Genomic DNA, 24,518 nt, shown 5'->3' with positions numbered 1-24,518 from the left:
AAGGAAAGTCTATGCAAATCAATATTAATGCCCATCACATTGATCTGACCGATTCAATGCAAGACTATGTAAACTCGAAGTTTCAAAAACTTGAGCGATTTTTTGACCATATCAATAACGTACAGGTTGTTTTACGTGTTGAAAAAGTACAACAGATCGCTGAAGCTACGCTCCACATAAATCAAGGTGATATCCACGCCGTGGCCGACAATGAAAATATGTATGCTGCCATTGACAGTTTAGTGGATAAACTCGTAAGACAACTCAACAAGCATAAAGAAAAGCTAAGTAGTCATTAATCATGCAATTAAGCGAAGTACTCTCATTGGACTGCACGAAAAGTGCGGTCCAATGCACCAGTAAAAAAAGAGCCCTAGAAATCATTAGCGAAATCGCTGCTGAGTATTCAGGTCAAAATTCCACCGAGCTGTTTGAATGTATGCTCAGCCGAGAAAAAATGGGCAGTACTGGTATTGGTAATGGCATCGCCATTCCTCATGCAAGAATGACCAACAGTGATCGTGCCATTGCCGTTTTGCTGCAGTGTGAAGAACCGATTGAGTTTGATGCTATTGATAATCGACCTGTCGATCTACTGTTTGCGTTGCTCGTTCCTGAAGAGCAGTGCAAAGAGCATTTAAAAACGCTCGCTTGTATGGCCGAGCGCCTCAATGACAAACAAGTTTTAAAACAGCTTCGAAGTGCACAAAGCGATCAAGAGCTGTACGACATCATGACTAACCAATAACCACCGAGCCGAAACTATGCGTTTAATCGTTGTGAGTGGTCAATCAGGCGCAGGGAAAAGCGTTGCTTTACGAGTACTGGAGGATCTCGGCTACTATTGTGTCGATAACCTTCCCGTCAACTTGTTGGATGCGTTTATTCAATCAGTCCAAGGCAGTAAACAAAATGTCGCGGTGAGTATTGATATCCGTAACTTGCCCCAAGAGCCTAGTTTGGTTGCGGATGTTTTAGAGCAGCTAAAACAGAATAACGACGTTAGTGTGCTGTTTCTCGATGCCAGTAAAGAGACACTACTCAAGCGCTACAGCGAAACGCGTCGTATCCATCCTCTCTCATTAAACGCCGATAAACCTTCACTTGCGCAAGCGATTGAATTGGAAAAGTCGCTGCTTGCACCGCTCAAAGAGCAAGCCGATTTAGTGCTCGATAGCAGTAATCAATCGTTGCATGAGTTGAGCGAAACCGTACGCATGCGAATTGAAGGACGTGAGCGCAAAGATCTGGTGATGGTGTTTCAGTCTTTTGGCTTCAAATATGGACTACCCAACGATGCAGACTACGTGTTTGATGTGCGTTTTTTACCCAACCCACATTGGGAACCCGATCTTCGCCCATTAACTGGCCTGGATGCGCCAATTAAGTCGTTTCTTGAACGCCATAGTGAAGTAATTGAACTTAAACAACAAATTCAAAAGTTTGTTGAATACTGGCTGCCGATGCTCGAAAAAAACAACCGCAGTTATCTCACAATTGCGATTGGTTGCACCGGTGGTAAGCACCGCTCCGTTTACCTGACTCAACAGCTTGGCGAGTACTTTGCTCAATTGGGTCACCAAGTACAGATACGCCATACATCATTAGAAAAACAGCAATAGGAGCGATGGTATGCCACTATTAAGTAAAACGGTTTTAATCCAAAATCGCTTGGGCCTTCATGCTCGTGCAGCCGTTAAGCTGGTTGAACTGTCGCAATCTTTTGATGCGGTGGTCACCATTCAAAGTGAAGAAGGAAAAGAAGCCACTGCAGACAGTGTGATGGGTTTATTGATGCTCGAATCCGCACAAGGTCAATACATCACACCATCAATGTTGAAGGCTCACAAGCAGAGCCTGCTATGCAAAGCGGTAAGTTCGCTGATTGAACATAACTTCGATGAAGACGAGTAAGCACAAGGCTTACACTCCACTCTCCCACAGACAGCGCATGCGCGCCCCCTGATAGTCACAAATAAATTCAGTGCTTAATAAGAACTTATTAAATAAGGCCCTAGAATTAAGTTACTATTCAACACATTGTAAGAATCCTAAGTAGGGGGAAACCATGGCCGAGCAAATTGAATTTGATCAAGCTCACCTAACCCTCCAAGAAGTCAGCGAGCTTTAGAAAATGGTCGTTTTGTCCCATGTCCGTCGCCAATTGCAGGACATGGAGCCAGAAGATATTGCTCACCTCTTAGAAGCCCTCTCCACGCTAAAAGCCGGGAGGTGTTATGGCCAACTCCACCGACCCCCAGAAGACTACGGTGAAATCCTTGATGAGCTCAACGAAGACGTCAAAGATGCCCTAGTTTCCAAAATGGCACCCGAAAAACTTGCAGAAGCGACCGAAGGCCTGGACACCGATGACGTGGCCTTATGTACTGCGTAGCTTGCCAGATGACGTGTCACGCGAAGTGCTTTCGCAGATGGACAGCGCTGATCGCCCAGCGCGTTGAAACCGCACTCTCCTATTCAGAGGAAACAGCCGGCGGGATCATGAATACGACGTGATCACCATTCGTGGTGATGTTGATATTGACGTGGTTTTACGCTATTTACCGCATGCGCAGGCGATCTGCCCGAAGCAACCGATGCAACTTTACGTGATTGACGATGAAGTAAGCTGATTGGCATCTCTCACTCACCCACCTTGCTGACCACGCAACCGGATATTCCAGTAAGTGAAGTCATGGATGATGCCGATGAGGCGATTTTGGTCACCACCAGCGACTCCGATGTTTGCCAGCCTGTTTGAACGTCGCAATGGGTGTCCGCGCCTGTGGTGGATGAAAACCAACACTTGGTCGCGTCGGATCACCATTGATGACGTCGTTGACATCATTCGTGAAGATGCCGAACACCTCAATGATGAGTATGGCTGGTATGAACGATGACGAAGATACCCTTTGCTCCGGTAGTCAAATCCGCTCGTAAACGGACCATCTGGCTTGGGGCAAATGTTTTGGCCGCCCTAGCCGCCGCCTCTGTTTCCAACATGGTTGAAGCGACACTGGATCAAATGGCTGCCATTGCCGTGCTAATGACCATTGTTCCCCTCAATGGGTGGTGTCGCAGGTAACCCAAACCGTGGCCCTTGGTCATTCGTGGTTTAGCATTGGGGACATATCGGTGACAGTAACCACAACGCGAATTGCTATTCAAAGAAGCGGCAATCGGTTTTTTAATGGCATACATGTGGGCCACCATCATTGGTGGCATTGTGGTGGCATGAAAGGCAATTGGATGCTTGGCGGCATCATTTTCGCAGCAATGATGGCCAACCTACTCATTGCAGGGATCGCCGGCGTCACCATCCCCAATTTTACTGAAAAAATGAAAATCGACCCGGCTCTTGCTGGCGGAATGGCGTTAACAACCCGTCACCGATGTGGTTGGGCTTTCTGTCTTTCTCGGCTTGGCGACCATTTTGATGTAGCCATATTTTGATGTAACCCTATAGTGATACATACCCCAAACCACCCATAAAAAAAAGCTTGGTTGTTATACCAAGCTTTTTTTATATTCAGATTAAGCGATTATTCGCCCGCAATTTTCATCGATCAAGTAAAATAGACCCAGTTTGGATTTGCGAGCGTCGTTTCGACATCACTCCCCTACCGCAACCATTGCTGGAACATATCTTTCAAATTGCCCGCGATAGTAATCTCAGATACAGGGTATTGAATCACACCCGTTTTCAACCCAGAAACCAGCGGCGCCACGCGAATAATTACCTGTCACTGCATTAACACCTTGGCCCATCACTTTCAGTGACTAACAAGCCTGTACCCAACGCTATTGAGCATCTGCTCAAAATTTTGCCCTGTGGATTGAACATACCAGTTATGGATGCCACCCGCGTGACCAGTTGGAGTCATCTTCATTTTACGAGCGGCCATAGCTGCTCAGAAGATAAGTCGAGAGCACGCCATCGGTAATGATTTGGCGGTCTTGCGTAAACACCCCTTCGACTATCAAATGGGCTTGATGCCAACGCACGCAATACATGGGGTTTTTTCGGCAATATTGAACCAATCGGGTAAAATTTTCTCGCCTAACTTATCAAGTAAAAAGGAAGATTTTACGATACAAGCTGCCACCACTGATCGCCATCACCAAATGACCAATCAAACCTGTCGCTACATCCGCGGCCAAACATCACCGGAACTTTGCCCCGTCTTCAATTTTTTTGCATCTAAACGGCTGATGGTTTTTTCTGCAGCTTGTGCCCCGACCAGCTTGGCGACCATAAATCGTCGCGGTGACGTGCAACGGTATAGCTATAATCACGCTCCATCTCACCATTTTTACCCCTCACCGATCACGCAGCAGCTAATGCTATGACGGCTAGAGGCATAACTCGCGAGCAAACCATGGCTATTCACATACACTTTCACACCGTAATGGCTGTCATAACTTGCGCCATCACTTTGTTTGATCTTGTTGCTGTAAGCTAACGCTTTCTCTTCTGCAGCAATGGCAATTTTAGCGGCCATGTCCGGGTTAGGTTCATCCGGATGGAAGAGATCTAAATCAGGAATATTTCGCACCATTAACTCTTTAGGTGCAGGGCCTGCATAAGGATCTTCAGAAGTGTAAAGCGCAATATCAAGCGCTGCAGCGACCGTCTGCGCAATTGCTTTTTCACTGAGATCTGACGTCGACGCACTGCCTTTACGCTGCCCACGATACACGGTGATGCCTAACGCCCCATCACTGTTAAATTCTACGTTTTCAACTTCACACATTCGCGTCGAAACACTCAGGCGGTACTTTTGGTGATCGCCACTTCGGCAGCATCAGAACTGAGCGCAGCCATCTCTAATGCCTTAGCAACCGCCGCTTCAAGTTCGATGCGCTGCTGAGCAACTTGTTGTTTTACGTCCATATCTCATCAATTATTAGCAAACAATGTCATTAGGATAACAAGAATTTCCGCTTTCTCCCCACGATTCTTGCTAAAATAGCTGACATACATAACTCAATAGATGAAGAAAATGGCGCGTAAGAATCAAAAAGCTCCTTGGGAAGAAGAAGAGGAGATCATTTGGGTTAGCAAAACCGAAATGAAAAACGACATGACTGAGCTACAAAAACTGGGTGAAGAGCTGGTTGCTCTGAAGCCGTCCTCAGTTAGCAAAAATTCCGATGTCCTGAAGACTTGATGGATGCCATCAAAGATGCTCAACGTTTTAGCATGGAAGCCAGACGCCGCCAACTGCAATACATTGGTAAAATGATGCGTACCATCGATGCCGAACCGATTCAAGCGGCATTGGATAAACTGCGTAACAAGCACTCACAAAATACCGCTATGCTGCACAAACTCGAACAGATGCGTGATCGTATTGTGGAGAAAGGTGACAGCGCGATTGAAGATGCGATGGCACTCTATCCAGAGATGGATCGTCAACGTCTGCGCCAATTAGCGCGTCAAGCAAATAAAGAGAAAGCCAACAGCAAACCACCAAGAGCATCACGAGAGATTTTCCAAGTGCTCAGAGAGCATAACGATAAGTCAGTTTAACCTGTCATAGTGCTGATTAGACGCAAAAACCTCACCTAAACGTGTGAGGTTTTTTTTTATTCCCCTGCACGCACAAAAATCACTGAGCTGCGCGTCTGCGTGTTGCGCGGAAAGTGCCTCAATGCGATCACTCACTAACACATGTCCTTGAGCCATAAACGCAAATGGCTCGCAATCGCTTTGGCATCACTAATATGGTGCGTCACCATCACAACAGTGATCGCTCTTTCTGCGGCTAACTGCTTAACCAAAAGCAGCATCTCTTCTCTGAGTAGCGGATCCAAGGCGGAAAAGGGCTCATCCAGCAGCCAGATAGGATGTGGTTGTACAAAACAGCGCGCCAGAGCAACTCGTTGACGCTGCCCCCCTGAGAGCTGCTCAGGCAAGCGATCAAGTAGCGCTGCCAAACCCACTTGCTGCGCGGCGCACTCAACTAACGCCTTTTGCGAAGTGGTTAATTTCAGCCCCGGATGTAACCCAAGGCTAATATTTTCACGCACAGTGAAGATGGGCAAAAAGATTGTGCTCTTGAAACAGCATCGAAAAAGGACGCAAGTGTGGCTCTTGCCCAAGTAAGGATTGCCCTTGTACTTGGATATCGCCGCTTTTCGGTGCAATAAAGCCCGCAACTAAGCTCAGTAAAGTCGACTTGCCCGCTCCGCTTGGCCCCATCAAAGAGAGAATCGCCCCCTCGCGGTACAGAAAGCGAAAATTCAAACCACTCTGTTGATACTCATAGTGCACGGCCTTGAGTTCTAACATTGCTTTACCTTTGAATGTGAATGAAATAACCGCTCAATGAGGGCAAAACACCCCACACTGAGTAGCAACAGCGTAAGAGAAACCACCGCCGCCGCCTGCATTTGGTAACTGCCCAGCAGTTGGAACAGGTAAAGCGGTAAGGTTCTAAACTCTTGGCTACCAAATAGAGCAATCGCACTTAAATCCCCCATTGAGAGCAAAAGCTGATCGCAAAGGCATGCGCTAAGGGTTTACGCAACGCACGCAGCTCAATCACTTGCAAACGCTGCCACCCTTTAATGCCAAGGCTGGCACATAACCATTGATATTGCTGCGCGATATGCAGCATAGGTTGCGCCAATGTTTTCAACACATACGGCAATGCATTAAGCCATTGACGAAAAAAACCACCCAATACGCTAGGCTAAATGCATCGGTCCAGATACGCAGCAACAGAAAAAGCCCCGGTGCTGATAACAAGCCCTGGCGTGACCAAAATAATCGCGCCAATCAACTCTAGTTGGTCCGCCTTACGGTTGTGCTGCTGCAGGCGCAAAGCGCGAGTCGTGATGAGTATGGCAACCCCAGCCGAAACAGCAACCACGCTTGCCAATAACGCCACTTGTAGTGAAGCCCAAAGCGCACGCCAGAATTGCTCATCACTCAAGACGTGAAAAAGCTGCGAATTTAAACCACTCAGATGACCATCACCAGCGGCGGAAGTACTAACAGCAACGCAAGGAAGACTCCATGCGCCGTCCCAGCATTGTGCTTTTCGATTGTCTCGACTAACCACATAATCACTCGCTTGACGCCCTGTGGTGATGGCTAATGGCTTCGCTAGACGTGAAATGGATAGAGACAGCAGCCCGCATAAACAGCATCTGCCACAGCGCAAGCAGCGCACCAGCTTGTAAATCAAAATCAAATTGATCGCCTGATAAATCGCCAGCTCAATCGTGGTTGATTTAGGCCCGCCGCAAGTGCCATCACAGTGGCAAAACTGGTAAAACAGAGCATGAAACACCAAACCACAGACATGAGGAAGCTGCTGACGCAAACGCGGCCATTCAACCCAACGAAATTTGTGCCAATGACTCATGCCAAGATGCGCGCATAACTTATGTTGTTCTGCCGGAATCGACTCTAACGCTTGCAGCAATAAACGGCTGGCATACGGGAGATTAAAAAACAGATGCGCCAGTAAAATACCGTTTAATCCGTAAATGGAAAACGGCAGTTTGCTATCAAACCACGCGAGCAGCGAGGCGAGCAGACCGCTATTACCATAAATGGCCAACAAAACCAAATACGCCCACCAGCACCGGAAGCACTAAGGTCGTTGCAAACAATTTGATCAGCAGCGCACGTCCCCAAAATCGACGACGGTAAAGTGCGTGAGCAACAGGAACGCGAAACCAACACTGAGCAGCATCGACAAGCTGGCTTGGTAAAAACTAAATTGAGTGACATGGCGATAATACGGGTCTTGCCATACGTGCATCACATTTAAGCTGGGTGCTTGTAACAGCAACGCCGCCAAAGCACTGATGACAAAGGTCGCGACAAGCATCGCGACCCCAATGCCTATTTTAGGAATAGCATTCAAACTTTATCGCACCTTAAAACGTTAAGGCGGTTTGCCACTCACGGATCCACGCTTTACGCATCTCAGACACCTCTTGTGCGCTAAAGGTAAGCGCCTTTGGTGGCACAGCCAGCGTTTCAAAACCTTTCGGTAGCGCGACAGACGTCACAGGATACATCCAGTTTCCGGTTGGCATCACCGACTGAAATTGATCACTTAAAATAAAGTGCATGAACTCATCGGCCAATTTGCCGTTATCACTGTGTTTTACTTCGCAGCGACTTCCATTTGCATGTAGTGTCCTTCGGCAAATCGGCAGCCGCGTACTTGCGTCATTTTCCGCAATCAAATGATAGGCTGGAGAGGTGGTGTAAGAGAGCACCAGATCGGACTCACCTTTTAGAAACATCGCATAGGCTTCTGACCAACCTTTGGTGACTGTCACCGTCTTATTGGCGAGCTGTTGCCATGCTAAATTGGCTTTCTCACCATAGACAGATTTCATCCACAGCAGCAAACCTTGACCGGGTGTTGAAGTGCGTGGATCTTGATAAATCACTTTAAGATCATCGCGCTTTTCTACCAACTCTTTTAAGCTTTGGGGTGGGTTTGCTAATTTCTCTTTATTGTAAACAAAGGCAAAATAGCCGTAATCATAAGGAAACAAATGTTTCATCACTCCAACCACCGGGTAGCGTGACTTGGCCCGTCTCGACATTATGATTTGCCAATAAGCCAGTCTGTTTTGCCTCGGCCATTAAGTTGTTATCTAAACCGAGTACGATGTCTGCTTTACTGTTATTACCTTCAAGACGCAAACGGTTTAGGATCGATACCCCATCATCGAGTGCCACAAACTGAAGATCGCAAGCGCATTGTGCTTCGAATGCTTTTTCAATCGCCGGTCCCGGGCCCCCATTCTGATGCGAACGAGTCATAGGTATAAACGGTAAGGATATTGTCAGCGGCATGCGCTGAAAAAGAGGTGATGGTGGCAAGTGCAATGGTATTAAGAGTGGTGTTCAACTGGTCGCTCTCCTTGGTTGAGCGGCACAGGCTTGAGGAGGATGAGAATATTCCATTATTCCTATTCTGAGATCCTAACCCAATTCCTACGCCAGCATTATCTGGTTCAGGTTTACGGGTCCCAAGCTCACGCTTGATCTCAGCAGCATTCATTGAGATGAATGATTTGCTCCCCGTTGAGTGAGGTGGATTGTAATTGGAATTAACGCAATAAGCTACACCGTTGGGCGTGAGTCATATCCCCAACGTGGCACAAGCCCTTGTTCAACGCCTAAATGGTCCAAAATACGCGCCACCATAAAATCGACCAAGTCTTCAATTGACTGCGGCTGATGATAAAAACCGGGGGCAGCGGGCATAATGGTGACGCCCATTTGCGACAACTTGAACATGTTTTCTAAATGTAAGGTGGAAAACGGAGTTTCGCGCACCACTAACACCAATTGGCCACGCTCTTTCATCACGACATCGGCAGCACGTTCGATCAAATTATCGGACATGCCATGGGCAATCGCCGCAACGCTGCCTGCCGAACATGGCACACCACCATCTGTTTTGGCGCGGCAGAGCCCGAAGCCACTGGTGAAAACCACTCTTCTTTGCCGCACACGACAAGCTGTGAGGCATCGCAGTGTAAATGTTCCACCAACGCTGCTTTGGCTGCCTCACTCCCACTGGGCAACTTCAAACCGTGCTCGGTTGCAAGCACAACGCGCGCGGCCGAAGAGATCAAAAGATACACTCGGTAATCTGCAGCCAATAAACACTCCAACAGACGAAGTCCGTAAGGAGCACCTGAAGCGCCAGTAAAGGCTAAAGTGATGGCTTTCTGTTGTGTTGTCATAACTCTCTATTTCGTTTGTGTCGCTGGCATTACATGGCTTGATTTAATGCAAGTAGGAGCTTGTTATGAATACCTTCAAAGCCACCATTGCTCATCACCAAAATGTGATCGCCCGGCTGGGCTTCCTGCGCAATTTGCGCGACGAAAGCATCAATATCATCATTCACTTGCGCTGGTTGTGAGCATGGTCAGCCACATCCTGCACCGACCAAGCAAGATTGTTCGGCTGATAGAGATAAACTGAATCGGCTTGCTGTAATGACGCCGCTAAAGTTTGCTTATGTACGCCCAACTTCATCGTAGCAGAACGAGGCTCTAAAACCGCGATAATTTTCTGATCGCCTACCTTGTTACGTAAACCGCCCAAAGTAAGTTCAATGGCCGTTGGATGATGAGCAAAATCGTCATACAACGTAATACCGTTCACTTCGCCTTTGAGCTCTAAACGACGTTTGGTATTGATAAATTTGCCCAAAGCTTGACAGGCTAAATCCGGAGTGACACCCACGTGACGCGCCGCGCCAATCGCCATTAAGGCGTTATCGACATTATGATCGCCAACCAAATCCCAAGTCACGCGCCCCACGCGTTCATTGTCAAAGAACACATCAAATTGCGAACCATCACGCGTAATTTTTTCAGCTTTCCACTGCGCTTGCTCACCGGTAAACTCAGTTTCGCTCCAGCAGCCACGTGCGAGAACATCCGCTAATGCGCGCTCTTTTTGCGGAGCAAAAATACGACCATTGCCCGGAACAGTACGCACTAGATGATGAAATTGGCGCTTAATCGCTTCAAGATCGTCAAAAATGTCCGCATGATCAAACTCTAAGTTGTTCAACACTAAAGTGCGTGGGTGATAATGGACAAACTTAGAACGCTTATCGAAAAAGCGCTGTCATATTCATCGGCTTCAACCACAAAAAACATGCTTTCGCCCAAACGCGCAGAAATACCAAAGTTGCCAAGTACGCCTCCCACCAAAAAGCCCGGTTGGTAACCGCAATCTTCTAAGATCCACGCCAACATGCTCGACGTGGTGGTTTTACCGTGTGTACCAGCCACCGCAAGGACCCAGCGGTCATGCAACAGGAACTCTTGCAACCATTGCGGGCCAGAAGTGTAACGCAAGTTGTGGTTCAGCACATATTCAACACACGGATTGCCGCGACTCATGGCGTTGCCAATCACCACCAAATCAGGCTTGGACTCTAATTGGGCAGGGTCAAAGCCTTCGATAATCTCGATCCCTTGAGACTCCAATAACGTACTCATCGGAGGGTAAACGTTGGCGTCGCTGCCGGTAACTTTATGACCTAATTGCCGCGCTAAAACGGCAACACCGCCCATAAACGTACCGCAAATCCCAAGAATGTGAATATGCATAAATCCTAGCCTCGCACATGGCGTTGTGAGTGATTGTCTCCATTATCACCATCCATTTAAGAAAAGCGAGCATGTTTGCAACTTCTAAAAAGTCGACAAACAAATTGAGATCTCAATCTGTTACTTCATTACCATTAAAAAGATCTAAGCCCTAAAATCGCAGTGTTACCCAAACGTTATCAAATGGGTGCCTCGTTTCGGCCGACATCCCAACAAGAGGATGCGTTGTGAAACAATCACTCCCCCCTATATAGCTATGTTAAGGAAATAACATGTCTGAGATTCGCACTCTTGGCGAGTTTATTGTTGAGAAACAACATGACTTCCCCCACGCAAGCGGTGATCTTTCATCTCTGTTGTCCTCTATTCGTCTTGCGGCAAAAATTGTTAATAGAGAAATCAACAAAGCAGGCCTTGCTGATATTACCGGTGCAGTTGGTACGGATAATATTCAAGGCGAAGAACAACAAAAACTCGATGTGTACGCCAACGAAAAATTTAAAGCGGCGCTTGAAGCGCGCGATCAAGTGTGTGGTGTCGCCAGTGAAGAAGAAGATGAAGCGGTTGCGTTCAGCAAAGAGCTCAACAAAAATGCAAAATACGTGGTGTTGATGGACCCGCTGGACGGCTCATCCAACATCGATGTCAATGTCTCTGTCGGCACGATTTTTTCTATTTATCGCCGCGTATCGCCAGTCGGCACGCCACCAACACAAGAAGACTTCTTACAACCCGGTAATAAACAGGTTGCGGCTGGTTATGTTATTTACGGCTCTTCAACCATGTTGGTGTATACCACTGGCAACGGCGTGAATGGCTTTACTTATGATCCGTCACTCGGCACTTTCTATCTTTCACACCCCAATATGATGACCTTCGATGATGGTAAAATTTACTCCATCAATGAAGGTAACTACATCCGCTTCCCAACCGGCGTCAAAAAATACATTAAATACTGCCAAGAGAATGTGCCTGAAGATAATCGCCCTTACACGTCACGTTACATTGGTTCACTAGTGGCGGATTTTCACCGTAATCTGCTCAAAGGTGGCATCTATCTATACCCAAGCACGCAAAGCCATCCAAACGGCAAACTGCGTCTATTGTATGAATGCAATCCTATGGCGTTTTTGATTGAACAAGCAGGCGGTATTGCTTCTGACGGTGTCAATCGCGTGTTGGATATTAAGCCGACAGAACTGCATCAACGTGTGCCATTCTTCTGCGGTTCAAAAAATATGGTCCATAAATTGGAAGAGTTCTTGGAACTCAATCGCGATTAAATCAGCTCAATGAGCGCCTAACTCTAGGCGCTTTTTTTATCGATAAATATGAGGCAAGACTCTCTTTTTACGGTTTACACCGTTTCCTATTTACCGCTAAAGTTGCAACACAAGCGTTTACGTTCTGTTAATCAACCCAAAACAATTCAAGTCCAGCGACGAAAAAGGAAATGCTAAATGAGCTTAAACAACGTTCCGGCAGGAAAATCACTGCCTGATGATATTTACGTGGTGATTGAAATTCCAGCCAACGCCGACCCAATCAAATACGAAGTCGACAAAGAATCTGGCGCGGTATTTGTGGACCGTTTCATGTCTTCACCTATGTTCTACCCATGCAACTACGGTTATGTGAATCACACCTTATCGCTCGATGGCGATCCTGTCGATGTGTTGGTGCCCACGCCTTATCCGCTCATGCCAGGCTCGGTGATTCGCTGCCGCCCAGTTGGCGTATTGAAGATGACCGATGAGTCTGGTGAAGATGCCAAAGTGGTGGCGGTTCCTCACTCCAAGCTCACCAAAGAGTACGACCACATTCAAGACGTAAATGACCTGCCAGCACTACTGAAGGCGCAAATTACACAGTTCTTTGAACGCTATAAAGAGCTTGAAGCGGGCAAATGGGTCAAAGTCGATGGATGGGAAGATGCCGCTGCCGCGCGAGCTGAAATCCTGACTTCATTTGAACGTGCTCAAAAGTAGTCACCATCATTAAACAGTCACGATAGTTATATACCCAAACAACTTGGAGTTGCAGGTAGGCGGCAAGTGAGTGAGTCCCCATGAGCATAGGCAAACTATGTGATTGGGGTGAACGAACGTAGCCAACACTGCTGCAGCTTCAAGTAGGAAGGGTATAAGTGTCGTTATAAATAAAAAGCCACATCCTGCTAATACGCTGTGTGGCTTTTTTATTTCCATTTTCAACGCCGTTCGTTACACCCGTTGGCACCAGTCTCCAGAATCAATCACAGCAGTAAGACGGCTGTGATCTTGATAGAGATAAATCCACGCACGGCCAAATGGGGTTTCGATCGTTTCACGGCGATATTCGATGGGAATATCTTCTAAAAGATCGAGTTTTGCTAGTGTCTGCTCATCCACTCGATATACCTCACCGACTATCGATTGCTGTCCCTGAGCCAAGCCAGGATATGGACCTAGATCATACAGCGCATAGTCAGCTGGCGTGTAGAACGATCCTAATATTTCGCTTGTCTCAAGCAGATGCGCATTACTTTCACCACGGCGTAATGTGCCGTAGACAAAAACCAGATGTTGCATATGACTGTCCCTAGTTAAATTCAAACTGATACAAAAGATCCACCGCGCTATCTAAACCGGATACCGCTTCAACGTACAAATCCCTCATCAAGCGGTAACGCACGGTAAATTCGCCCACCGAGCTGAAAATACCAACACCATATTTCACTTGTAGCCCCGGTAAAATATAGCCGCTTACCGTCACTTGTGAATCATCACCGGAACCGGCCGTATCCAATTGCAGATCTTGCACACCGAAGGCTTGACCAATTTCGCCCACCACCTTACCGCTTTGTGCCAAGCTCAAACCAATCAGTGCAGTGGTCATCGCATTGCCACCCGCCTCGCCATCAATATTCTGACCACGAAGTAGGTAAGAAAGTGCATTAGCTTGTGGCATCGCGGGTTCTGAAAAAATGGAGACTGCGGGTTCATCGGCAGAGCCGGTCACTTTTACCCCTGCAATCACGCCATCTTGAGTGTTATCTGGGTTGCGCACCGCTTTAATCGAAACATAAGGTTGATCAACCGGTCCATTCATTAAAATTTTGCCTTCTTGGATCAGCAAATCTTGTCCAAAGGATCGATACGAACCATTTTGGATATTTACTTCTCCAGTAATAAAAGGGCCTTTATCCTTTTGCGCCACATTGAGGCGGCCAATCAAGCCGCCTTGCAAACCAAAGGCACTGAGCCGGAAATCATCACCAATCGAGATGTTTACATTCGTTTCAACGTTAAATGGCATGGCGCTTTGCTCGCTCACAGGCTGTAAAGCAGCGTCCAATATCACTTGATCTTTGGAGACACCAATCGCGCTCGGAGGCAACTCTTCTACCACGATACGTCCCCAAGGTAGGTTAATATTCCCTGTCACAGTGGCCAGTTGAGGTTCTAGTGTGATGCTCATGTCTGGGATAACTTTAATCTTGACGATAGGCGGCAGATCCACCAACAGCTCATCGGCTAGCACACGTAGGTTGGCGCGCCACTGCTCCATTTTCTGCCAGTCGGCATCCCCCTTGATACTCAACTCACCATCCGCAGTTTGAATCGCTGCATTGAGCAAGGCTTGGTAACCATTAAAGTCCATCGCCACTCGGCCCGAGGTAACATCCAGCGGCGAAATATCGCCTTTGACGACAATGTCATCCACCACCACGCTGCCCATCACTTTCGGGTGCAACATCGGCCCACTGAAGGCAAGTTGACTGCTAATCTTCGATTTCGCTTGGCTATAATCCCCAAGCAGCGGCTGTAGAAAATCAATATTAAAAGTGGAAAGCGTTAATGCGCCATCCATCATTTTTTCTTTTGCCATTAGATCCGCAATGGTGATTTGCCCCGACAGATCGCCATTATCGGTCACATCCACTAGCCAACGAGCAAACAGCTTGTTCTGTTCAAGCGTACTTTCAATAGTGACGCTATCCCAACCTAAAGTAATGGCTTGGTCGATGTGCTGCGTGACTGCACCTTGGCTTAAGCTGAGTGACACTTTCGCTTGAGGCGCAGTATTGGGCGCCCATTGAGCTGTGAGACTGACATCGGCTTGGCCTTTAAGTTGAGTCTCTTGCGGTAAAAACATTGCGATTTGCTGAAAATCAAAATGGTTGAGAGAGAGCTCGGCCGCGCCACTTTGCCCCACAGTCGCGTCTTTATCTAAGCAGAGCGATGCTCCCTCTTGCTGCCAACAATGCGCGGCAATCGTAGCTTGTTGTTTATCGATATTAACCGCAACAGGTGTCGCTTGGTTTAATAGCCACGGCCCTTGTTCTGTGGACAGTTGTACTCGTTCCAGCGCACCTTGCCACTGCATCGTCGGCTTATCTTCAAAAGATCCGCTGATTGCCAAGCTGGTTGAAATCAGATTTGAAATGACGTCTAAGCTCAGTTGATGCTGCGCCTGCGTGCCTGAAAAACGCAAGTCCACACTATCAACTAACTGCTGCTGGTAGCTCAACTGGCTCGCCTGCAATTTCACTTCGGCTTGTGGTACAGGAAGTGGCGTAACATCACCAGTTAAAGTCACCTGCTTTAGGGTCGCTTGTTGCTGCCAAGCAAGATCATTTGCATTGAGGCGCAGCTTAATTTGTGGCTGCTGTAAATCACCACGCAGATAAATATCGCCAATCACTTTGCCGTGCAAATCAGGAACACTTTTCACCAGATCCGCAAAATCAACCGATAAGCCCATACGCCACTCTTTATCCAGCTCACCTTTGGCCGTAATCTGGTTGGGTCCATGGGCTAACGTTAAGCCGCTGGTCGACACAGTAAAAGCGCCTTTCCCTGTCATATCTGATGCGTTTAATTGACCTTCAATATTCAGTGGGTAGCCACGCAACACACCCTCAATATCCAAAATAGGCAGCGCAACGTTCCAACCGCCCTGCTCGGTCAGCTCACCCGTGGTTTCGAGCTTACCGCTGATCACGCCTTCGGCTTGCGGCCACTGTAATCCCGGCTGAATCTGTTCTAAATTCAGCGCCGCTTGCCAGTGAATTGGGGCTTGCCAGTTGGCCATCACTTGGCCAGCAATTTGCCCCCCTAAGGTATCGATGAGCAAAGAATCTAAGTTGATTTGCTGTAAAGTGCCTTTACCAGCAACATCCAGCGTCACATCGGGCAGATCTTTACCTTGCAATTGGCCATTGAGCGCCACGCTATATCCGTCGAGTGAGCCTTGAGTTTTTAAACTCGGCACGCGAACAAAATAGTCTCCTTGCCCAATCAATGGCCACTGTGCTTGAACATCATCCAACGAAATATCAAACGGGATCTCAGGTTGCAGTAGCGCCAATTGCGCATTTAAGTTTGCTTGCGCAAGCCCGCCCAATTTCGCGTTTAGCGTTAAATCACCCAAGCTACCCGAAGCCTCTAGCGCCAGTGTTTGCCCCTGAGCTTCGGCCATTTTGAGCGTGCTTTTTAAAGAGAGATTGAGCGGATAGTCTCCCTTCAACTGCGCATCAGCTTTTAGGTTGGCAATCAATTGTGGCAGCTCAAGCTCAAGTGATTTTAATGAAACACTGCTCTGATAAGCATTGGCGACCAAACCAAGATGCTTGACAACCAAAGGCTCAGCTTGCTGAAGAGTAAACTGATTGATATCAAAACGCTCCACTTCCAATTGCAGCGGAATGATCACTTCTGGCAAGGTGATGGGCGTTTTCACCGTAGGTGCCGCCGTCGATGATACGGTTGTGGATGGAGTGGATTTAGATTGTGCGCTTGAGGCTGAATCGACATCTTCATTGGTCGCAAGCTTCAGTTGAATATCGCTCCAACTGGTTTTGCCAATCCGTAAGCGATTACCTTGAAATGAGGCATGAGTAGAAAATTGCTTCCATGCCAGCGTATTACCCAAAATATCCAGCTGAATATCATTGAGCTCCACACGGCCAACCTTAATTGGCACCGGTGTAGAGATTGACGTAATGGGATCAGAGGCAGACGAAGGCTCACCTTGCGTCGAAGGGGGAAGCTCTGGCAGTGCCAGCCTTAATCCACTGATCGCCAGTTCATTTAAGCAAATTGAAGGCTCCAATAAGCAGCTAGCACTTATGGCTAATGTCACTCGCTGTACATCGAGATCGAGCTTTAATGCTTCATCGGAAAAGGTGACTTGGTTGAGCGTGAAACGTGGAAAAATTGCACCTTGAGCGCTGGCAACCTGCAGTTGTGGCAGCGCTTTTTGCGCTCCCCACAACAGACCGTTAAGCCCTGTATTGGTAAACAACAAGGCTGCGAGTGCAATAAATACCGCGCCCAACAAGGTGAATAAAATCGCCGATGCCCATTTGGTTATCTTCAACATCACTTTGGTCATAGTTCAGGCCCCAAGGTGAAATGCAGCTGAAATTCATCGCCGGGATTAGCGTCAAGCCCCCATGCAAAATCTAAGCGGATCGGTCCAACCGGAGAAGCCCAGCGAATCCCGGCTCCCACACCAGTTTTCCAATCCGGCGAGTTATTAAAGGCATCGCCGTAATCGACAAACAGTGCGCCCCACCAATTTCCAACCAAGCGATATTGATACTCCAACGAACTGGTGGCGATGTATTTGGCCCCAGTCAGTGCGCCGCTGGCATCTTTAGGTGAGATAGATTGATAGCTATACCCCCGTAAATTGTTATCGCCACCAGCAAAGAAGCGCAGAGAAGGCGAGAGTTTGTCAAACTCTTCACTGAAGTTTGCGCCACCGTCTAAACGCAATAAACCACGATGGTTTTGCCCAGCGCTGCGTATCCAAGCCGTGCCCGCCAACAACCGCACCACACGCGTTTCAGAGACGAAATTTGGATCGCCATACTCAAGTGTGATGCTCTGTTTATCGCCCCACATCGGCATTGAACCACCACGAACACGCGTACGAGAATAGGTCGCTCCCGGTAATACAAACTGGCCGACATCGCTTTGCAAACCTTGTTCGTAGTTTTCTATCAAATAACGAACGAATAGGGTTCGATGCCAACCACCATCACGCAGCCAGTGGCGTTCAAACGATAAGTTAGACTCCAAACTCTTCGTATCACGGTTATCGACATTCTTCATTCCATACTGAATTCGATAATATTCACGCCGCACATCTTCTAGCGGTATTTTGTAGCCAGCGGTAATGGTCTGCTCTGGGGCAGAAAGGGAGAAGCTGCTATCAAAACTGTGGCCGAGGCTGTTAACCCAAGGTTTCTTCCACTTGAATGAACCACGCACTCCCACATCCGTTGAGTAACCTAAACCGGTTTCAAGCTGATTTCGAGCTTGCGGTGCAAGGGAAACCTTCATCGGCAGTTCGCGACCGTTCTCCAGTTGGCTAAGATCGGGTTCAACAAAAACAGAGGAAAACCAATCGGTATTGGATAAGTTTTGGTTATATTCCCCTACCTTGGAAACAAGGTAAGGATCATTGGTTTTATAGGGCTGAAGCGAGCGAACTCGCTGATCTTCAATTTGGCTGCCAGTAATGAGCGAAGGACCAAAATGGTAACGAATACCACTGTTAAAATGAAGGCGTACGAAAGCTTCATTCAACTCTGGCGCAACTTCCAAACGGCTTAATTCAAAATTCCCGTTAAAATAACCTTTTTGCAACGCTAAGTTACGGATACCCGATTTCAAAGCATCGTACTGGCCATGATTAACCGCCGCGCCCACTTTAAGGGCATTGCGGTTAATGAGATTGGCAAAATCAGCATCAGATTCAGCTTCCCCGCTGATCACCACATCCATCTCTTTAATGGTTGTTAGCGGTCCAGGATTGATATTGACCATCAGCTCTTGCTCATCGCTCACCACCACAAACTCAAATTGAGGATGGTAGTAACCCAGCGCGACAAGCGCTTCCGTCATGCTTTTCTCTAAACGAGATTGAAAACGAAGATGCGTTGAATAGTCGCTCTCTGGAATCGACGATAAATAGGCTTCAACGTTGTTTTCTAATTCACCCTCTAAACCATTAATGGTTAACGCCACCTTGGCGTACGCCGAAGTGGAAATAAGTAGCATCGTGAATAGAACTGGTAATGATTTTCGTCTCATGCTTAATTAAAGGAACAGTTGAGTAAACAGATCGTTAATAGATGGAAATCATACCGCCAATAGCAAGCTCCGTCTGTATGAAATCAGTCAATTATTCGGGCTGAATGTGAAACAGTGGCTCAACAACAATAAATAAAGCCAAAAATCGGTACACAAAAGGAAAGCTCATGCTCAATAAACAAACAATGGTCAGCGCACAAACAGCACTGAAAGGACGAGAAACCCCTATGTCAGTGGAGGAAATTCATTACGTTAACCACAGCAACATCACTGAGCAGCCTAATGAGCATCAGCAACAAATAGTGATTGGTATGGGCTGTTTTTGGGGCGCTGAACGCTTATTTTGGCAACTCGATGGTGTGGTGTCGACTTCAGTAGGCTATGCCCCAAACCCAACTTACGAAGAAGTATGCAGTGGTGAAACTGGCCATACTGAAGTGGTACGCGTAATCTTTGATCCACTGCGCTTGCCATTAGAAAAGCTATTAAGTCATTTTTGGGAAAAGCACGATCCGACCCAAGGCATGCGTCAAGGTAACGATAAAGGCACTCAGTATCGCTCCGCCATCTATACCTATTCAGAACAACAACAGCAAATAGCACAAGCCTCAAAGCAGCGATACCAGCAGGCGTTGTCAGCCAGTCAACGAGCCTTAATTACCACCGAAATTGCACCCGCTGGTCCTTACTACTACGCCGAAAGCTATCATCAACAATATTTAGCTAAAAATCCGAATGGTTATTGTGGGTTAGGAGGAACAGGCATCTGCTTCCCACCCCAGCTCAGCGAATAAAGCGTGTAGAATTGAGGCTTTGTTAGCATTTTGTTAACCGCTTAATGGCCTCTTTTCGTGGTTTTATTGATTCTATGCTATACCTTTGTTGCTCAACTAAAAGGGACCCCTACAATGAAAAGTAAACGAGTGATCGCCATTCTTATGGCCTGCTGTCCAGCGCTTGCCATGGCACACAACATTACCCAAGGTCAGCAAGTTGCTGATGTTTCAGTGGAAAAATATGGTGAAATCATCCTACAAGATGATAAAACGGCCTTTCAAACTTGGGATACCAGCCAACTGCTAGGCAAAGTGCGCGTCATTCAAGCCATTGCTGGTCGCAGCAGTGCTAAAGCGTTAAATGCACCATTGATGGCTGCCATTACGGCCGCACAATTTCCCGCAGAAGGTTATCAAACCACCTCGATCATCAACCAAGATGATGCGATTTGGGGCACAGGATCGTTTGTCAAATCTTCCGCTCAAGACAGCAAGAAAGAGTTTCCGTGGTCTTCCATGGTGCTAGATGCAGCGGGAAATGTAGCCAAAGCGTGGGATTTAAAAGAGGAATCATCAGCGATCATCGTTCAAGACAAGCAAGGTAAGGTACTGTTTGTTAAGGAAGGTGCATTGAGTGATGAGGAAATTCAAACGGTTTTAGGCTTGATCAAACAGAATTTATAATAACCTTAGGTGGCCGATAACACGGCTGCCTTTGCTAAACATATCGTGGTGAAAGGTGCTTTTATAAAAATAAGAGTACGCTTTATTCTCACAATATTGTTATATTATAACAATTATCATTTTACTACTGTATTGGTTTGATGTTTACCCGTCTACATTGCCCCCATTACCGAGCTCAAAGCATTGCATTATGTGCCATGCTGCTGATGCTATGGTTGAATGTCGCTTATGTAGATCATCACCTCGATACTAATCCTGCGCATCACGCGCAGCATCATTGCCAACTTTTTTCTGGCTTTCAAAATGGTCTAAGCAGTGCGCTGCCTATCCTTCCTGTCATTAGTGGCAGCGAAATTCGATCATCAGTAGAGAAAACTCAGCGTCGCCCGTCAGTTCATTACGCTTATCTTGCTCGCTCGCCTCCTCACTTTTAGACGTCTTATCTAGTTATTTATGATTTGTTACCCAAAGCCAACGCGCTAAGGGCTATTTTGATGTTTAAAAGGAATCACCCAATGTTTATCCAACGTAAACTCGCTCTCTCTATCGGCCTAATTTTAAGCATGCCAGCACTGGCAAATGAAGAGTTTCGCCAACATGAGGCTCATGTACATGGCCACGTCGAGTTCAATATTGCTCAAGATGGGCAAGATTTACTGATTGAAATCACCGCCCCCGGCGCTGATGTAGTCGGCTTTGAACATGCACCACAAAATGATGAACAACAACAGCGCTTAAATAAAGTCCTTGAGCAGTTCAGCCACGCCGATGGCATTTTCCAACTGCCCGCTCCGGCCAAGTGTCATTTAGAAGAAAGTCGTATCGCGCATACGTTAAATGGTGAGCACCACGACCACGACCACGACCACGACCACGACCACGACCACGACCACGACCACGACCACGACCACGACCACGACCATCATGAAAAACATAATGATAAACATCAAGATAAAGATGCTCAACACGCACACCATGACCATAAAAAAGATGTGCATGATGAAGGCGAGCACAGTGGTCACGGTGAATTCACGGTTCAGTACCAATATCACTGCGATAACATGCCGCAATTGCAGTACCTCGACACGCAATGGTTTAACTTGTTCCCAAATACCCAAACTATCTCTGCCAATGTACTGACAGACAAAGCACAATCTGCCTCTGAGTTGAAAACAAACAGCACTCGCATTACGTTTTAAGGCGTATAAGCAACAACCTAGAGTAAGCACATACTTACTCTAGGTTCACTGTCGTTAAAGGAATTCACAATGAGTGATTTGCATATTCTATCGCTGACGTCTGTCATTGAATTGAAAGAGGTCGAATTTCGTTGGCCGAATAGCTCACAACCAGCCTTATCTATCCAAGATCTTTGTGTAAAACGTGGAGAGCACCTTTTTATTAAAGGGCCAAGTGGTTGTGGCAAATCGACCTTGCTGAGCTTACTGACCGGGATCAACCAAGCACAACGAGGGGAGGTCTCTATTTTAGGCACCAACCTGTCGACGCTAACTTCTCGTCAGCGGGATCGTTTTCGAGCCGATCACATTGGCTACATTTTTCAACAATTTAATTTATTGCCTTATCTCTCAGTGATTGAAAACGTTACGCTACCTTGCCACTTTTCCAGCACTCGCCAGCAGAATGTGGCAGGCGATCTGATTGAGAAAGCACAGCAGCTACTCACTCGATTACATCTTGCACCAGAACTATTGGCCAAACCGGTTATCGAACTGAGTATTGGCCAGCAGCAGCGTGTCGCGGCGGCGAGAGCACTGATTGGCGAACCCAAGCTGATCATCGCCGATGAGCCAACCTCGGCGCTGGATCACGACAATCGACTCGCGTTTATCGAACTGCTATTGGAAGAGACGAATCGGGCAGGTTCAACACTGGTGTTTGTGAGCCACGATCCCACCTTAGAAGCTTTATTTGACCGCGCAGTTTATCTCCCTCAATTGAATCAGGCAGGAGTGACAGCATGAATGTAATTACCAATCTGGCGTGGAAAAGCGTACTTAACCGCAAAACCACAGCGCTACTCTCATTCTGACGGTTGCCATTTCAGTCATTCTGTTAATGGGGGTTGAACGCATTCGAACTCAAGCCAAAGAGAGCTTCGCCAACACCATTTCAGGGACGGATCTAATCGTCGGCGCCGCTCTGGACAAGTCAACTTGCTGCTCTATTCGGTATTTAGAATTGGTAATGCCACCAATAATATCGACTGGAAAAGCTACCAAGCCTTCAGTGAGCATCGCAGCGTCAAGTGGGCGATCCCCATTTCTTGGGTGACTCACACCAAGGGTTTCGCGTTATGGGCACCAATCACCATTATTTCGAGCATTTCAAATATGGAAGTAAGCAACCACTCACCTTCTCTCAAGGCACTGATTTTCATGGTTTATTTGAAACGGTATTGGGGTTCAGATGTCGCCGAAACCTTAGGTTACCATATTGGCAGTGACATCATTATTGCGCATGGGATCAGCGATGTGGGTTTTAGCCGCCACGACAACCTCCCCTTTAAAGTGGTGGGCATTTTAGCGCCAACGGGAACGCCCGTAGACAAAACGGTGCATGTCTCATTAGAAGCGATTGAAGCCATTCACGTGGGTTGGGAATCGGGTGCGCATTTAGGCAATTCACCATCCAAAGAGCAGCTTGAACAACACAACTTCCAACCCAAGCAGATCACCGCCATGTTGATCGGTTTAAAATCGAGAATTCAAACCTTTGCACTGCAACGTGAAATCAATAACTATCGCCAAGAACCCTTGAGCGCCATTATGCCCGGCGTCGCTCTGCAAGAACTGTGGGGTATGATGTCGATAGCAGAACAAGCTTTAATGGCGGTGTCGGTATTTGTGGTGGCAGCCGGGTTACTTGGTATGCTCAGCAGCTTACTGACAAGCTTGCAGGAAAGACGCCGTGAAATGGCGATTCTGCGCGCCATGGGCGCACAACCTAAACATATTTTTGCTCTGCTTATCAGCGAAGCGACGACGCTGACCTTTATTGGCATCTGCGTTGGATTAGCGGGGTTATATTCACTGCTCGCACTGGCGCAACCTTTTATTGCGCAGCATTATGGAATTCAAATCACACTCAGCACCTTAAGCAGCTATGAGTGGCAATTATTAGCTTATGTACAACTGGCTGCATTATTATTGGTGTTATCCCAGCTCTACGCGCCTATAGACAATCACTTAGCGATGGAATGACCATTCGAATTTAGGACTTAACGATGAAAAAACTACTGCTTATCAGCACGCTGCTGCTATCAGGCTTGTTACCGATGTACGCACAGAGTAATGAACAAGTACTGACGCTCGATTGGATCGATCTGATCCCCGAGAACGAACGTAACCAATTCAACGCCGATGGCATGCCAGCATTGAACCATGATGGCGAAATGACGGCTGCACAATCAAAAATCGGCGGAGTTAGAAAAGAGCTCAATGGCAGCGTGGTCAAAATACCCGGCTTTGTGATCCCACTGGAAGGTGACGCCAACAACGTTACTGATTTTCTACTGGTGCCCTACTTTGCGCATGCATTCACGTGCCGCCACCGCCACCAAACCAAATTTTTATGTGAAATATCCCGCAAGGTGCTCCAATCAGCAGCTCTGGGATGTAATTTATCTGATTGGGACACTGAAAACCGAAAGTGTTAGCCACGATCTGGACGAAACTACAAGCGTATGTGTTCGAAGTGCACTGCGATCCGAAGAATACGACGACATGTAGTTAACAAAATAGGCAACCTATTGGACTTCCTCTAAAACTAAACGATAATTTAGATAAATACGCTAGCAAAGCGACATATATCAACAATAAGTAATGTAATC

At 47.2% G+C, this 24,518-nt stretch carries 19 protein-coding genes, 10 pseudogenes and 1 riboswitch; of the genes and pseudogenes, 18 read left to right on the top strand and 11 right to left on the bottom strand.

The window, feature by feature from the left end:
* Positions 1-11 precede the first annotated feature (11 nt).
* From hpf to N5E84_RS21470, 8 genes and pseudogenes are all read left to right on the top strand, one after another.
* Positions 12-299 carry a ribosome hibernation promoting factor gene (gene hpf / locus N5E84_RS15790; protein ID WP_013855969.1) on the top strand — a complete coding sequence of 96 codons (288 nt, stop codon included), beginning with the start codon at positions 12-14 and terminating at the stop codon, positions 297-299.
* A gap of 2 nt (positions 300-301) precedes the next feature.
* The gene (ptsN, locus tag N5E84_RS15785; RefSeq protein ID WP_013855968.1) at positions 302-748 is read left to right on the top strand and encodes a PTS IIA-like nitrogen regulatory protein PtsN; all 447 of its coding nucleotides are present in this window, start codon (positions 302-304) and stop codon (positions 746-748) included.
* 16 nt (positions 749-764) lie between these two features.
* Complete coding sequence (rapZ, locus tag N5E84_RS15780; protein ID WP_019282522.1) at positions 765-1,622, top strand: RNase adapter RapZ; 858 nt, start codon at positions 765-767, stop codon at positions 1,620-1,622.
* A gap of 10 nt (positions 1,623-1,632) precedes the next feature.
* Positions 1,633-1,914, top strand: a pseudogene (locus tag N5E84_RS15775) (HPr family phosphocarrier protein).
* A 220-nt stretch (positions 1,915-2,134) separates the two neighbouring features.
* Positions 2,135-2,395: a magnesium transporter MgtE N-terminal domain-containing protein gene (locus N5E84_RS21485; protein ID WP_410001425.1), complete on the top strand. Its 261-nt coding sequence runs from the start codon at positions 2,135-2,137 to the stop codon at positions 2,393-2,395.
* A 313-nt stretch (positions 2,396-2,708) separates the two neighbouring features.
* The gene (locus N5E84_RS21480; protein ID WP_410001424.1) at positions 2,709-2,900 is read left to right on the top strand and encodes a hypothetical protein; all 192 of its coding nucleotides are present in this window, start codon (positions 2,709-2,711) and stop codon (positions 2,898-2,900) included.
* Positions 2,897-3,085 (top strand): hypothetical protein, encoded by a 189-nt coding sequence (locus N5E84_RS21475; protein WP_410001423.1) that lies wholly within the window; start codon positions 2,897-2,899, stop codon positions 3,083-3,085. Before N5E84_RS21480 ends, N5E84_RS21475 begins: the two co-directional genes overlap by 4 nt.
* A 50-nt stretch (positions 3,086-3,135) precedes the next feature.
* The gene (locus N5E84_RS21470) at positions 3,136-3,453 is read left to right on the top strand and encodes a magnesium transporter (protein WP_410001422.1); all 318 of its coding nucleotides are present in this window, start codon (positions 3,136-3,138) and stop codon (positions 3,451-3,453) included.
* 89 nt (positions 3,454-3,542) lie between these two features.
* Here the strand turns inward: N5E84_RS21470 and pmbA are convergent.
* Positions 3,543-4,894: pseudogene (gene pmbA, locus N5E84_RS15765) on the bottom strand (metalloprotease PmbA).
* A 109-nt stretch (positions 4,895-5,003) separates the two neighbouring features.
* On the opposite strand from pmbA, the pseudogene yjgA reads away from it, so the two are divergent.
* Positions 5,004-5,533, top strand: a pseudogene (yjgA, locus tag N5E84_RS15760) (ribosome biogenesis factor YjgA).
* 56 nt (positions 5,534-5,589) lie between these two features.
* Here the strand turns inward: yjgA and thiQ are convergent.
* The 7 genes and pseudogenes from thiQ to mpl all read right to left on the bottom strand — a co-directional run bounded on the left by thiQ (position 5,590) and on the right by mpl (position 11,118).
* Positions 5,590-6,295, bottom strand: a pseudogene (gene thiQ / locus N5E84_RS15755) (thiamine ABC transporter ATP-binding protein).
* Positions 6,289-7,006, bottom strand: a pseudogene (locus tag N5E84_RS21465) (ABC transporter permease subunit); the annotation flags it as partial. The pseudogenes N5E84_RS21465 and thiQ, both read right to left, overlap by 7 nt.
* Before the next feature lie 93 nt (positions 7,007-7,099).
* Positions 7,100-7,847: pseudogene (locus N5E84_RS21460) on the bottom strand (ABC transporter permease subunit); the annotation flags it as partial.
* Positions 7,848-7,896: 49 nt separating this feature from the next.
* Complete coding sequence (locus tag N5E84_RS15745) at positions 7,897-8,538, bottom strand: thiamine ABC transporter substrate binding subunit (RefSeq protein ID WP_261676504.1); 642 nt, start codon at positions 8,536-8,538, stop codon at positions 7,897-7,899.
* Entirely contained in the window at positions 8,516-8,800 is a 285-nt protein-coding gene (locus tag N5E84_RS15740; protein WP_261676503.1) for a thiamine ABC transporter substrate-binding protein, read from the bottom strand. Before N5E84_RS15740 ends, N5E84_RS15745 begins: the two co-directional genes overlap by 23 nt.
* A gap of 154 nt (positions 8,801-8,954) precedes the next feature.
* A riboswitch (TPP riboswitch) is annotated at positions 8,955-9,074 on the bottom strand.
* 29 nt (positions 9,075-9,103) lie between these two features.
* Positions 9,104-9,732 (bottom strand): annotated as a pseudogene (locus tag N5E84_RS15735) (flavin prenyltransferase UbiX).
* Between the two features lie 29 nt (positions 9,733-9,761).
* Positions 9,762-11,118 (bottom strand): annotated as a pseudogene (gene mpl, locus N5E84_RS15730) (UDP-N-acetylmuramate:L-alanyl-gamma-D-glutamyl-meso-diaminopimelate ligase).
* Positions 11,119-11,390: 272 nt separating this feature from the next.
* Between mpl and fbp the strand changes: the two are divergent.
* Together fbp and ppa are read left to right on the top strand one after the other, a co-directional pair.
* Entirely contained in the window at positions 11,391-12,401 is a 1,011-nt protein-coding gene (fbp, locus tag N5E84_RS15725) for a class 1 fructose-bisphosphatase (protein ID WP_013855958.1), read from the top strand.
* Between the two features lie 177 nt (positions 12,402-12,578).
* Positions 12,579-13,106, top strand: a complete 528-nt coding sequence (ppa, locus tag N5E84_RS15720) for an inorganic diphosphatase (RefSeq protein WP_010318803.1) — start codon at positions 12,579-12,581, stop codon at positions 13,104-13,106.
* Positions 13,107-13,340: 234 nt separating this feature from the next.
* Here ppa and N5E84_RS15715 read toward each other — a convergent pair whose 3' ends face one another.
* From N5E84_RS15715 to N5E84_RS15705, 3 genes are read right to left on the bottom strand one after another with little or no spacing between them, the layout of a single operon-like run.
* Positions 13,341-13,688, bottom strand: a complete 348-nt coding sequence (locus tag N5E84_RS15715) for a gamma-glutamylcyclotransferase (RefSeq protein ID WP_029388291.1) — start codon at positions 13,686-13,688, stop codon at positions 13,341-13,343.
* 10 nt (positions 13,689-13,698) lie between these two features.
* Positions 13,699-17,496, bottom strand: coding sequence for a translocation/assembly module TamB domain-containing protein (locus N5E84_RS15710; RefSeq protein WP_019282531.1), 3,798 nt, complete (start codon positions 17,494-17,496; stop codon positions 13,699-13,701).
* Positions 17,493-19,205 (bottom strand): autotransporter assembly complex protein TamA, encoded by a 1,713-nt coding sequence (locus N5E84_RS15705; protein ID WP_019282532.1) that lies wholly within the window; start codon positions 19,203-19,205, stop codon positions 17,493-17,495. The genes N5E84_RS15710 and N5E84_RS15705 overlap by 4 nt, the downstream gene beginning before the upstream one ends.
* Before the next feature lie 167 nt (positions 19,206-19,372).
* On the opposite strand from N5E84_RS15705, the gene msrA reads away from it, so the two are divergent.
* The 7 genes and pseudogenes from msrA (at position 19,373) to N5E84_RS15670 (ending at position 24,417) form a co-directional block, all read left to right on the top strand.
* Positions 19,373-19,999, top strand: a complete 627-nt coding sequence (gene msrA / locus N5E84_RS15700; RefSeq protein ID WP_019282533.1) for a peptide-methionine (S)-S-oxide reductase MsrA — start codon at positions 19,373-19,375, stop codon at positions 19,997-19,999.
* Positions 20,000-20,113: 114 nt separating this feature from the next.
* Entirely contained in the window at positions 20,114-20,665 is a 552-nt protein-coding gene (locus N5E84_RS15695) for a YtfJ family protein (protein WP_029388292.1), read from the top strand.
* Between the two features lie 140 nt (positions 20,666-20,805).
* Entirely contained in the window at positions 20,806-21,099 is a 294-nt protein-coding gene (locus N5E84_RS15690; RefSeq protein WP_081317718.1) for a DUF2607 family protein, read from the top strand.
* An 81-nt stretch (positions 21,100-21,180) separates the two neighbouring features.
* The gene (locus tag N5E84_RS15685) at positions 21,181-21,864 is read left to right on the top strand and encodes a DUF2796 domain-containing protein (protein ID WP_069212111.1); all 684 of its coding nucleotides are present in this window, start codon (positions 21,181-21,183) and stop codon (positions 21,862-21,864) included.
* Between the two features lie 69 nt (positions 21,865-21,933).
* Complete coding sequence (locus tag N5E84_RS15680; protein ID WP_019282536.1) at positions 21,934-22,650, top strand: ABC transporter ATP-binding protein; 717 nt, start codon at positions 21,934-21,936, stop codon at positions 22,648-22,650.
* Positions 22,647-23,903: pseudogene (locus tag N5E84_RS15675) on the top strand (ABC transporter permease). Before N5E84_RS15680 ends, N5E84_RS15675 begins: the two are co-directional and overlap by 4 nt.
* 9 nt (positions 23,904-23,912) lie before the next feature.
* Positions 23,913-24,417, top strand: a pseudogene (locus N5E84_RS15670) (DUF3299 domain-containing protein).
* Positions 24,418-24,518 lie beyond the last annotated feature (101 nt).

Source organism: Vibrio sp. J502, assembly GCF_025397955.1.
GTDB classification, from domain to species: domain Bacteria; phylum Pseudomonadota; class Gammaproteobacteria; order Enterobacterales; family Vibrionaceae; genus Vibrio; species Vibrio anguillarum.
Note: the sequence above shows the minus strand (reverse complement) of the source record. Positions and strands in the feature narration are given on the sequence as shown.